The sequence below is a fragment of the Alteromonas sp. AMM-1 genome, from assembly GCF_047290655.1.
GTDB lineage: Bacteria > Pseudomonadota > Gammaproteobacteria > Enterobacterales > Alteromonadaceae > Alteromonas > Alteromonas mangrovi.
In genome coordinates this window covers 47,880-59,300 of the sequence record NZ_JBLBUE010000012.1, presented here as the reverse complement: position 1 = coordinate 59,300, position 11,421 = coordinate 47,880, and the positions used below count along the sequence as shown (strand labels likewise).

At 48.9% G+C, this 11,421-nt stretch carries 10 protein-coding genes; 8 read left to right on the top strand and 2 right to left on the bottom strand.

Going from position 1 to position 11,421, the window contains the following annotated elements:
* The coding region (locus ACLR2L_RS04480; RefSeq protein ID WP_413366066.1) for a BNR repeat-containing protein at positions 1-905 on the bottom strand (905 nt) is incomplete at its 3' end.
* Between the two features lie 469 nt (positions 906-1,374).
* On the opposite strand from ACLR2L_RS04480, the gene ACLR2L_RS04475 reads away from it, so the two are divergent.
* The 8 genes from ACLR2L_RS04475 to ACLR2L_RS04440 all read left to right on the top strand — a co-directional run bounded on the left by ACLR2L_RS04475 (position 1,375) and on the right by ACLR2L_RS04440 (position 10,764).
* Complete coding sequence (locus ACLR2L_RS04475; protein ID WP_413366064.1) at positions 1,375-1,596, top strand: hypothetical protein; 222 nt, start codon at positions 1,375-1,377, stop codon at positions 1,594-1,596.
* Between the two features lie 124 nt (positions 1,597-1,720).
* Complete coding sequence (locus ACLR2L_RS04470) at positions 1,721-3,076, top strand: TolC family protein (protein WP_413366062.1); 1,356 nt, start codon at positions 1,721-1,723, stop codon at positions 3,074-3,076.
* Positions 3,073-4,317, top strand: a complete 1,245-nt coding sequence (locus ACLR2L_RS04465) for an efflux RND transporter periplasmic adaptor subunit (protein WP_413366060.1) — start codon at positions 3,073-3,075, stop codon at positions 4,315-4,317. The genes ACLR2L_RS04470 and ACLR2L_RS04465 overlap by 4 nt, the downstream gene beginning before the upstream one ends.
* Positions 4,314-7,481, top strand: a complete 3,168-nt coding sequence (locus ACLR2L_RS04460) for an efflux RND transporter permease subunit (RefSeq protein ID WP_413366058.1) — start codon at positions 4,314-4,316, stop codon at positions 7,479-7,481. The genes ACLR2L_RS04465 and ACLR2L_RS04460 overlap by 4 nt, the downstream gene beginning before the upstream one ends.
* Positions 7,459-8,136 (top strand): response regulator transcription factor, encoded by a 678-nt coding sequence (locus ACLR2L_RS04455; protein WP_140961845.1) that lies wholly within the window; start codon positions 7,459-7,461, stop codon positions 8,134-8,136. The genes ACLR2L_RS04460 and ACLR2L_RS04455 overlap by 23 nt, the downstream gene beginning before the upstream one ends.
* 1 nt (position 8,137) lies before the next feature.
* The gene (locus tag ACLR2L_RS04450) at positions 8,138-9,412 is read left to right on the top strand and encodes a sensor histidine kinase (RefSeq protein WP_413366055.1); all 1,275 of its coding nucleotides are present in this window, start codon (positions 8,138-8,140) and stop codon (positions 9,410-9,412) included.
* A complete protein-coding gene (ppiC, locus tag ACLR2L_RS04445; protein ID WP_413366053.1) occupies positions 9,412-9,693 on the top strand; it encodes a peptidylprolyl isomerase PpiC in 282 nt (93 codons plus the stop codon). The genes ACLR2L_RS04450 and ppiC overlap by 1 nt, the downstream gene beginning before the upstream one ends.
* A gap of 249 nt (positions 9,694-9,942) precedes the next feature.
* Positions 9,943-10,764 carry a CatB-related O-acetyltransferase gene (locus tag ACLR2L_RS04440; protein WP_413366051.1) on the top strand — a complete coding sequence of 274 codons (822 nt, stop codon included), beginning with the start codon at positions 9,943-9,945 and terminating at the stop codon, positions 10,762-10,764.
* 300 nt (positions 10,765-11,064) lie between these two features.
* Here ACLR2L_RS04440 and ACLR2L_RS04435 read toward each other — a convergent pair whose 3' ends face one another.
* Positions 11,065-11,316 carry a hypothetical protein gene (locus ACLR2L_RS04435; protein WP_413366049.1) on the bottom strand — a complete coding sequence of 84 codons (252 nt, stop codon included), beginning with the start codon at positions 11,314-11,316 and terminating at the stop codon, positions 11,065-11,067.
* Between the last annotated feature and the right edge of the window lie 105 nt (positions 11,317-11,421).

Genomic DNA, 11,421 nt, shown 5'->3' with positions numbered 1-11,421 from the left:
ATTACCACAGGCGGATTCATCAATTTGTGGCTTTGTGGAATAGGCATGACTACGTCAGATGCTTGCTCTGTAATTGGCAATGAGTACAGCTTGCCGTTGTATTGTTGCCAACTGTCTCCGTTGTCGAAGGAACGGGCGTAGGCAAGATCGTGGTTGCTGGCAACATCAGGTGTTTCGCGCCAAATCCAGGCTAAATGCAATACCCCGTTGGCATCCACCGACATATCCCAGTAGGCACTGCGTTTGCCTTCGCCATCCAGCACTGCATTATGTAGCCGTTGCCAGGTTTGGCTTTGTGGGCTGTAACGGTTGAGCACCAGGTTGCCACGGCCAGAGCCACCATCCCGGTAGGCAAATAGCAGTTCACCCGAAGGTAACGCGTAAAATTGCGGGTAGGTAACACTGTTTTCTAATCTATCCGCATTGGCTTGCGAACCACCAGTCATTGGCCTGCGTTCGAGTACCAGGCTACCGGGTTCGGTAGAGCGCGCGTAGTTAAGCGTCGAATTGTGATGGTCCCAGGCAATGTGAACAAAGTCGTTGGCATCTACCGCCAGGCTAATGTGGTTGTGAGCATCGTCTACATTGCCGGTAAAAGGGGTAACCTGTGTTTGCCAGGTGTTGCTATTGGTGTGACGCTTGGCCAGCACCATATAGCGCTGGGCATTGTAATAGGCTGCATACTGATAGTTTTCGTGGGTAAACAGAGTGTGTTTAACGCCCGCCAGCACATTCACCGAACTACCGGCAAAGGCGTCATCGGCAATCAGTAGATAGCGACTATCCGCGTCGGCAGACAGCGGGTAACCTCCACCACCACAACCGTTTAATAACAGTAACCAACCCAACACAATGATTGCCCGCAACATCCCACTCCCTTTGCTGTTTGTTAACTGATTTAACATACCTGAATGCATAACATAATGCTTTTATTTATTTTTTGATTGTTGTTCTTTAATTGAAACATCGCGATAGCGTGACTGAGTAAATTTATAGATACATGTTATGAATTAAAAAACACGACCCAAAGCCAGTTAGTTTATCCAGTTAATTTGGTTAAATTTAATTCACCCATTAAGGGTGATAAATATAGAGGACGACATATGAATGAACTTAAGCAACATGAATTAACAATGGTTTCAGGTGGCTGTGCAGAACATTGTTGGGGAGATTTTAGTCTCGGTGGATTCTTAGCTTCAATAGGTGCCGGTGCAGTAGGTGGGCTGTCTAGTGGTCTTGGAGGGATTGCTCTGGGAGGGTTCGCTGGAGGCCTGAGTTACGCTGGAGGTAAGATTGGCGACAAGATGTCCGAGCGCACAACTTCGACAACGGATGAATAGATCGAGGGGCTATGCCCCTCTTCAAGGAAACACGATGCTAACTAACGTTAAAATTATCGCGGGCTATGTTGTTTACTTACTGCTTCTGGTTTGTATTTCCACCGGATTACTGCGGTACTTCAAAAGTGTTTGGCGCTTTACAGATAGCGCTGAGTTGGTGGTAACGGTGATCACTATTTTGTTCGTAACACTGGTGGTAACTAAGCTGGCTCAAAAATGCGGATTATTGCGTAAAAAGTCAACACGCCCTAATTAACTCAATTTATTTACCTGACTTTACATTACATTGTAAGTGAACCCCGTCTGACGGGTAAACCGTTAACCCGGCATTAACCGGGAGAGGGGTATGCTGATGCCATTCATGATTGACAGGTATCGGTATGCGAATCACACTTCTGGCGGTATCCCTGGCGCTGGCCTTGTCTGGTTGTGCCAGTCAGTACACCGGCGACCACAGCGAAAGCGCACAGCGCAATACGGGCAATGGCGTAACCTGGCAAGCAATGCCTGAACAGGCAGAGTCGGTTACCACTCTCACTGAACTGGTGAGTGTGCCTGGCTTGTCAGCATTAATTAACGAAGCGCTTGCCGGAAATCCGGGTCTACAGCAACAACTCATCAGTTTAAAAACGGCCAAAGCACAAAAGCGGGTTGCTAATGCTTCACGCTTGCCTGGCGTAAGTGCAGGATTAAATGGCACCCGTCAGCAAGATAGCGACAACAGCTACAGCGCCAGCCTTACCGTTAGCTGGGAAGCCGATATCTGGCAAAAACTGGGCGATCAGGTTTCGGCTACACAATGGGCAATTGCCGCCAGCGACGCTGAGCTAACCTCTGTTACCAATACATTAGTGGCAGAAGTGATGCGCGGCTATCTGGAAGTAGCCTATTATCAGCAGCTTATCAACAATGAGCAGGCTCGCCTGGCGTTGCTTAAAAATAACCAGGATGTGATCCTCAAGCGGTATCGCACTGGGCTTGGTGCATTGGAAGATCTCGACAACGCTCGTACCTCGTCGGCCAACAGCGAAGCAAACATTGCCGCCTATCAGGAAAACCTTGCGCAGTCGTTACGCGCGCTGGCGGTACTGCTGGGCCGAACTGACTTAACGGTAAGCGACCTGCCGGTGGCAACGGATTTTCCTGAGGTGCTTCTGCCACTTACCAGCCTGCCAGAGCAGGATTTAGCGCGCCGTCCGGATCTAATGGCTGCCTACGCCAATATCCAATCGCAGGAATACAACACCCGGGTAGCTTATAAGTCATTGCTGCCATCTATTAGTCTAACTGCCGCGCTTTCTGATACCGGAACTTCACCTTCACAGGCTTTGTTTACTAACCCGGTTTGGTCTTTGCTGGGGCAGTTAACTGCGCCGTTATTTCAGGGCGGGGAATTGCGCGCCAATATCGACATTCAGGAATTGGCGGTAGAAAACAGTTGGTGGGGCTACCAAAGCACGTTGCTAACGGCGGTAAAGGAAGTACAGGACGGCATTGGGCAAGAGAAAAGCCTGGCTCGTCAGTATCAAGCCAAAACAGACGCGCTGGCCAATGCCAAACGCAGTAGTGACACCTATACCCAGCAATACCGACAAGGGCTGGTGGATATTTTGGATTTGCTATCGGTATACCAGCAAACCTACGACCTGCAAGCCCAGCGGTTACAGCTGCAATTTAATCAATTATCTAACCGAATTAGTTTAGGCCTGGCACTGGGCCTGGGAGTATCAGCATGACTTCAACAGCAAAACGCGTTATTGGCACCGCCGGTGCACTGGTGGTATTGGTGCTAGTCACTATTAGTGTGTTTGGGCAGTCTGGTCATGCTGGCCCTCCGGGTGCGCCTCAGGGTGCTGCCAATGCTGGCCCGGTACAGGCGAAGCCCGCGGCGGGTGAAAATACACCAGTGCAAATTGGCTCAGGCCCACAAATGCAGGAAGCCAGTTTGCCGGCTATAGGCGTACTGGAAGTCGAAGCCCAAACCTATCAGGCTAAAGTGAATGGCTATGGCGAAGTCGCCGCTAAACATCTGCTATCGCTCACTGCGCAAGTGAGTGGCGAGGTAGTGCGTTTGTCGCCGCACTTTGAAACCGGCGCGCTATTTCGCAAAGGCGAAATCATCGCGTATTTGAACGACACTGCATATCAGCAGGCAGTAGCCTCTGCAAAAGCGGCTGTTGAAACCGCTACTGTCGCGTTGGAAGAAGAGCGCTTACAAGGCATTCAGGCCAGAGACAACTGGAAGCGCTCCGGGTTAGAGGGGGAGCCAGAGTCTCCGTTGGTATTAAGAGAGCCCTATTTACAAGCCGCTCAAGCGAGTGTGGATGAAGCCAAAGCGCAATTAAAAACCGCCGAGCGCGAGCTGGCGCTTACACAAATTGTGGCGCCTTTTGATGCCGTTGTGATCACCCGGGATATTCAACCCGGCAGCTTTGTGCAGTCCGGTACCAGTATCGCGCAGTTGTATTCAGCGTCGGAAGCTGAGATTGCTATTCCGTTGTCGGCCAGTCAGTGGCAGAACCTACCTTCGGTGGCATCACTGGGCACAGAGTCGTGGCCTGTGGTGATAGAAGATATGGATGGCCTGAATCAATGGCAAGGTCAGGTAAAGCGCATCGAGCAGCATTTGGATACCAGTTCACGACAGCGTTCACTGATAGTTGAAGTGCAGCAGCCTTTAACAGGCGAAACGCCGTTGTACTTTGGCACCTATGTTACCGCCCACATTGCAGGCAAAACCTATAACGGGTTATGGGAAATTCCCGCCAGTGCCATCTCGCAAAAGCAAGAAGTGTGGTACCTGGATGCCCAGGATACATTAAGCAAATTTACCCCAACGGTGAAGTTTCAGGCGGATGGCAAGGCGTATATCGAGCCGCTGGCTAACGTTGCCAAAGCGCGTATTGTTGCCCGCCCACTGAACAGTTACTTGGTTGGTACCCGGGTGAGCCCACAAGTGGTAGGAGTGTCGTCATGAGTACGCAACACAGAGGCATCATTGCCTGGTTTGCCAACAACAGTGTGGCTGCCAATTTATTAATGATGGCGGTTATTTTGGCAGGCGTGCTGTCGGTAAACGAACTGCGCAAAGAGGCGTTTCCCAGCATGGAACCGCGCTTTGTTACGGTTTCTATGACCTACGACAGCGGTGACGCTAAACAAGCCGAAGAAGGCATTGCCATTAAAATCGAAAACGCGCTGGAGTCTGTACCTGGTATAAAACGCATTACCTCTACGTCATCTGCCAGTGGCAGCTCAGTGCAAATTGAGAAGCAAACCGACTACGATTTAGACACACTGATGACCGATGTAAAAAACAAGGTCGATGCGATTTTTAACTTTCCGTCGGACGCCGAGAAAGCCGTTATTTCAAAAGGCCGCCGCCAGGAGCACGTAATTTGGGTGCAACTGTTTGGCGATACCGACACAGCAACCTTGCAGCAATTGGGTGAACAATTAGAGCGTGAGTTGCTGGCCAAAGACGGTATCAGTCAGGTGTCGCCCAGCTCTTATGTTGATCACATGATGTCGATTGAAATCGACGAAGCCAAGCTACAGGCCTACGGCCTCACTATCGATGACGTATCCAATGCCATCAATGCAGAGTCGGCAACGGCTTTAACCACCAGTTTGCGCAACAAAGACAAAGTAATTCGCCTGAAAGCCTCAGAACAGGCCTATTACAAAGCGGATTTTGCCAGTATCCCGCTGCTGGCAAACGCCAGCGGCACTTACTTAACCGTAGGCGATGTGACTAACATCACCGATATGTTTGCCGATGATGCCTATGCTTTATCGCGCTATAACGGTGTAAACGGCTATGGTATTAAGGTGATCATGGATGAATACGGCGATGTGGAGTCGATTGTAAAGCAGGCAAATGCGCTGGTGGACGAATGGCATGAGCGCGGTATTTTGCCCGAAGGCGTGGAGCTGGAAACCTGGTACGATCGCAGCACACTGATCACCGAGCGTTTGTCGCTACTTACCAAAAACGCACTCAGTGGTATTGCCATGGTGTTTATTGTACTGGCACTGTTTTTAAATCTGAGAGTGGCGTTTTGGGTAGCGGCTGGCCTGCCATTTATCCTGTTCGGAACCCTGTTCTTCATGACCGGCAACTTCGCTGCGCTCACCATCAATGAAATGACCACGTTTGGTTTTATAATGGCGCTGGGCATTGTGGTAGATGATGCCGTTGTGGTGGGTGAGTCGGTTTACGACACACGCAAGCGCGACGGCGATACGCTGGCGAATACCATCCGCGGCACGCATAAAGTGGCCGTGCCTACGTTGTTTGGAGTCCTAACTACCGTAGTCGCGTTTGCCGCGCTGTCGAATATATCCGGTATGCTGGGTAATCTGTACGCCCAGTTCGGTTTGGTAGTGACCATTTGTTTGCTGCTGTCGGTAGTGGAATCCAAGCTGATTTTACCCGCTCACCTGGCGCATTTAACTACCCACAAAAAGCCAACACACGCTTTAGCGCGCGGCTGGGCTAAGATCCAGGACGGCGCTGATACCGGATTACAATGGTTTAGCCAACGTCTGTATATGCCAGCTCTCAAGTATGCCTTACAGTTTCGTTACGCTGTTATCCTGTTATTTGTGGCTTTATTTATTGCCGTGATTGGTATGCCTATGAATGGCACGGTACGGGTTGGCTTTTTCCCCAGTATGCCGGGCGATACCGTTGAGGCGACCATGACGCTGCAAAGCGACGCCAGTTTCGGGCAAACCGAGCGCAATATGCAATGGCTGGAAAGCACGCTGAATCAGGCCGACGCCAAGTTAACGCAGGCGAATAACGCCCAAGGCTCAGGTATTAAAAGCTTGCAGGTGATGGCTACTGGCGATCAAAGCGGCTCAATTGTAGTAGAGCTGGCGAAAGATAAGCCCTACTCGCTGGACGATTTGGCCCGTACCTGGCGTGAACTGGCGGGTACGCCGGAAGGCGTCAAGCAGCTTAAAATTCAGTCGCGCCGTGAAATGGTAGATGCCTTTAACGTAGAGCTGAAAAGCGTGAGCGAAGAAACCTTACTGATTGCTGAGGAAGCCTTTCGCGACGCATTGGGTAACATTAATGGGGTAACCAGTGTTGAGTCGTCATTAACACCGGGCGAAGCCATGATGCGTTTTGAATTAACACCGCAGGGCCGGGCACTGGGCATGGATACCGCCAGTTTGTCGAAGCAATTGTTGCAAGCCTTTGGTGGCGACATAGTGCAGCGCTATTTGCGCGATAAAAACGAAGTGAAAGTGCGTGTGCGTTACCCGGAAGACAGCCGTAGCAATGCCACCGACATCCTCAATGCACGTGTGCGATTGAGCGACGGCACCGTTGTGCCACTGAGTGTGGTGGCGAATATTATTCAGGATAGCCAGCAACAACAAATTACCCGAATCGACGGCTTGCGGGCGCTAACGGTGTCTGCATCGGTAGATGCTGACGTGGTGACAGCAACTGAACTGGTGCAAACACTGAATCAATCGCTGGTACCGCAGTTAACCCGCCAGCACGCCGACTTATCGGTACATTTTGCGGGTGAAGCAGAACAACAGGAAGAAACCACCTCATCAATGAAAACGCTCACCATCATGGCGCTCATTGCCATTTACGCGTTACTGGCTATTCCGTTGAAGTCGTACATTCAACCGCTGATCATCATGTCTGCCATTCCATTTGGTATTGTAGGGGCGATTCTGGGCCACTGGAGCAATGGCCTGATGATGAGTATTCTGTCGCTAAACGGTATTCTGGCGTTAAGTGGTGTGGTGGTAAATGACTCGCTGTTACTGGTGTCGCGTTATAACGAAATTCGCCGCACCGGTGGCGACGTTCTCGACGCCATTCAGCAAGCGTGTCAGGGACGCTTACGCGCCATATTACTTACCTCGTTTACCACCTTTGCCGGGTTGTATCCCATTCTGGGCGAAACCTCTAAACAGGCGCAATTCCTGATCCCTGCTGCGGCGTCGTTGGGATATGGTATTCTGTTTGCCACGTTTATTACGCTGTTGCTTATTCCGGCGCTGATCCTCATTAACGAAGATGCCCGCCGGGGAATAAAAAAGCTACTGTCTGCGGCTTCAGGCAGTGCGCAAGGGTCAACACACCATGATCAAACTGCTGTTAGTTGAAGACGACCTGGATCTGGCTGGTAATGTAATGGATTACCTTGAGCTGGAAGACATAGTGAGCGATCACGCCAGTAATGGCGTGGCCGCCCTGCAGTTGCTAGCCGATAATCGCTATCAGGTAGTGGTACTGGACATCAACCTACCGAGACTGGATGGCTTACAGGTATGCGCCCGTGCCCGGGAGCAGGGTAACGATACGCCCATCATTATGCTAACCGCACGCGATCAGCTACAGGATAAAATCACGGGTTTCGAGCAGGGCGCAGACGACTATCTGGTGAAGCCCTTTGCCATGGAAGAGCTGGTGATGCGGGTGAAAGCACTGGCAAAACGCCGCAGCGCGCAGAACAAACAACTGGCAGTGGCGGGTATGGTGTTGGATTTGTCGGGCAAAACAGTAAGCTTCAACGGCACTGAGTTACATTGTTCGCCCACCGGTTTTAAGTTGCTTGAACAGTTGATGCGCGCCAGCCCAAACCCAATTGATCGGGATGAACTGGTAGAGCGGGTGTGGGGAGAAGAAAGCCCCGACAGTAACAGCCTGAAGGTGCATATGCATAAGTTGCGCAAAGCGTTAAGCACTGCCAGTGTACCACTGGAAATTAACTTTAAAACTCAGGTTGGATTCAGCCTGTCGCCGGTGCAGGAGTTGTAGTATGGCTGCCATGAATGTGAGTTTGCGTAAATATGTGTTTGTTACGCTGATTGTGCTTGCTACCGCGGTTATTTCTACGTTTTCCTGGATGTCGGCCAATCAGTTTCTGGCCGGGATGGATGGCATGATGCGCGCCACTATGATCGATATTGCACGCAGAACGCCAGTTGAACCCGGCGCGCCGGTTAAGGTGCTCAGCTATACCATCGCCGCAGAATGGCAGGATTTACCCGAAGGCATTCAACAGCAGTTTGCTGATACTCAAATAAGGCCATTCAGGTTGTACAAACACGTAGAGCGTAACTCGATTTTTCAGCGTCCAACGGAAGCGGAATTTGTGCTGGCAGTAAAGTTTGACGATGCAAAGCCCGTTTACGTGTCACAAATGTTTAAGCCCCGGGATGGCGGCGACGAACCGCCATTTCATATGACCCGCGAAGCCTGGATCATGGTAATAGGTATGGTAGCGCTGCTACTGTTTACCTTGCTGGTAGTGTTGATGCAAAAATCGATATCCCGCCCAGTTGAGAAACTACGGGAGTGGGCCGCAAGCCTGCAAAATGCGCCGGTTCCTACCGCGCCACCGGCTTTTAAATACGCCGAGCTGAATTCGCTGGCGGCGCTGATATATCAAGCCATGCAGTCGGTTCACGACAGTTTAAAGCGCGAGCAAAATTTTGTGCGCCATGCCAGCCATGAGCTGCGCACGCCAATTGCGGTGATCCGCAGTAGTATGGAGCTTATTAACCGGGTACGCCGCGATGCGCCAGACGATAAAATCACTAAGCCATTAAAGCGCATAGAGCACGCCTCTCATACCATGGCCGACTTAACCGAAACGCTGTTGTGGCTGGATCGCCAGGATAACTCCGCGTTAGCCACATCTCCGGTGGCGTTACACACCCTGGTGAACACCATTAGTGAAGACTTGCAGTATCTGCTTCAAGGCAAAAACGTGAGTGTGAAGGTTGAAACCCAGGAACACACCTTTCAGGTAAGCCCGATAGCTGTGCGGATTGTACTTGGCAATCTTATTCGAAATGCGTTTCAGCATACGCACATCGGATCGGTTACCATCACCCAGCACGGAGCCGGTGTAGACATAGTTAATCAAAATACCGACGAGCCTGAGTTGCCAGACTCGCAAGCGTCGTTAGGCTTTGGCCTGGGTTTACAAATGGTGAGTCAGCTAACTACCGCCATGGGCTGGCAATACCACTACACAACGCGCGATAATGGCACCCACTGCGTAAACATTACATTTGAGGGTAACTAATGGCCACTGCCGCAGCCGTACACATATTAGTGAAATCTGAGCAAGAAGCGCTGGAGATTTTAAAGCAACTCAAACAGGGTAAGAACTTTGCTGCGCTGGCAAAAAAGCACTCGCTTTGTCCGTCGGGCAAACGCGGTGGAGACCTGGGCGAGTTCCGACGCGGGCAAATGGTAAAACAGTTCGACGACGTAGTGTTTAAAAAAGAAGTGCTAACGGTACACGGCCCGGTTAAAACCCGGTTTGGCTACCACCTTATCAAAACCCTTTATCGGAACGGTTGAGACTGGTAACGAAGAGTAATTCGTTACTAAGTATAAAAGTATCATATTGCTCAAGACGGTTTTGAGCGAAAAGCGGAAGTTACTAAAAAACCTTTGGTCACTGAAGTAATTGTTGAGAATGAAAATTATTTGTGGTTTGAGGGCTTTTCAATAACACAGGGACGAATTATCTAGCTAAGCAGTGATTGTTTAACTTATACAAGGTATTATTTAAATCATGGAGTTGCTAGAAGACAAAGGATAAAGATCATGGCCGTAACTGTTGACGTCAATGAAACTCACATTTCAAAGTTAAAAGAACATCGTCTTTTTACTGCGTGGGTTCCAAATTTCGAAACATACTTAGAGCGAAAACATACTACAGGCTGGTTGAGCATTGGTACGAAACTTGTGTTCTACAGCTCAATAGAGATAGAGCCATACGCCGCGCTCTATGGATCTCCTTATATTGGAGGTAAAGGTACTACAGTCACTAGTGGACTTTGTACGTTTGGTTTTCAATCTTACTCGCATTCGGCTTTGCCAGAGAGAATGAAAGTCGGTAGATATTGTAGTATAGGCGAGAACCTAAAGGTTTTAGATAGTCAGCACCCCATAGATCATGTTAGCACTTCGCATTTTGGCTGGAAACCTCAATCAGTATTTGTAGACTCCTACTATCGAGATAATGATATGGAAAGCGTCAAAAAACCTTACTTTAATATAAATGGAAAAAAGCCGTATCCTGTTTTGAAAAATGACGTTTGGATTGGTCAGAATGTTACTCTATCGATGGGAATTACCATAGGAAATGGTGCTATAGTCGCGGCAAATTCTGTAGTCACTAAATCAGTACCTGATTACGCAATTGTTGGTGGTAATCCGGCAAAAGTTATAAAATATCGATTTGATGAATATCAAAGAGAAAAGTTAAAGCAAACTGAATGGTGGAATTATAATCTTAAAGATTTTGCTCATTTAAAAACGCAGTCGATGTTTTATTTTTTAAGTCAATGGGATGAGATTAAAACTGATTTAGAGCTATATACTCCCAAAAAACTAAAACTTCCCGAAGACCTTTTGTCCAACTGAAAGGAATCTAATTAAATGTCCGCTTTTGACCAAGAAAAGACATTTTAAGAACGAATCAATATTACTCGAACTAAGCGCAATTTCAGCGCTAGTTGGCATTTGAGTTGTGTTCGGTTTTCACTTCCTTTCCTTGGTTTATGCTATTTATCATTACTTAAATGATGGGGATTGCTATGGGTATAATTATCCCTATTTTGGATCTGGGGATAGCGCACTCAGGGGGGCTTGATTACTGCAATTTAAGGAGTATTTTTTGCGCCGGTAATAGGCAGGAATGTACTTAGCCCGTGGTTAAACACATTAAAACCACTGATTCCAATAGTGTTCGAAAAGTGATGAGCCAAACGCAACTGCGATGGTTAACCCTGTAACAGAGAGCATCATGCTGAAAAAGAGCACAAATGCGGAGCCTCTGAGTATCATATTAAAATTCCACCAGCCCACATTTTCAATGTCGATTTTTTTAACTTGTTTGATGTAAGTTTGAAACAGTTGGAATCCGGCAAAGAAAAGCAGTACGCCTAATAGCGTGATTTTAAAAACAACATCCATATTTTGCTTGGTAATCCTCTGCTAACAATGCAACTTGCGTTAAATATCGCTAAGTGAAATTCAGGCCATTGCACACTTAGTTTGCCAGCACAATTTAACAGTTTA

Coding starts and splice junctions, on each gene's coding strand:
- ACLR2L_RS04475 (WP_413366064.1), top strand. CDS start 1,375: ATGCTAACTAACGTTAAAATTATCGCGGGCTATGTTGTTTACTTACTG.
- ACLR2L_RS04470 (WP_413366062.1), top strand. CDS start 1,721: ATGCGAATCACACTTCTGGCGGTATCCCTGGCGCTGGCCTTGTCTGGT.
- ACLR2L_RS04465 (WP_413366060.1), top strand. CDS start 3,073: ATGACTTCAACAGCAAAACGCGTTATTGGCACCGCCGGTGCACTGGTG.
- ACLR2L_RS04460 (WP_413366058.1), top strand. CDS start 4,314: ATGAGTACGCAACACAGAGGCATCATTGCCTGGTTTGCCAACAACAGT.
- ACLR2L_RS04455 (WP_140961845.1), top strand. CDS start 7,459: ATGATCAAACTGCTGTTAGTTGAAGACGACCTGGATCTGGCTGGTAAT.
- ACLR2L_RS04450 (WP_413366055.1), top strand. CDS start 8,138: ATGGCTGCCATGAATGTGAGTTTGCGTAAATATGTGTTTGTTACGCTG.
- ppiC (WP_413366053.1), top strand. CDS start 9,412: ATGGCCACTGCCGCAGCCGTACACATATTAGTGAAATCTGAGCAAGAA.
- ACLR2L_RS04440 (WP_413366051.1), top strand. CDS start 9,943: ATGGCCGTAACTGTTGACGTCAATGAAACTCACATTTCAAAGTTAAAA.
- ACLR2L_RS04435 (WP_413366049.1), bottom strand. CDS start 11,316: ATGGATGTTGTTTTTAAAATCACGCTATTAGGCGTACTGCTTTTCTTT.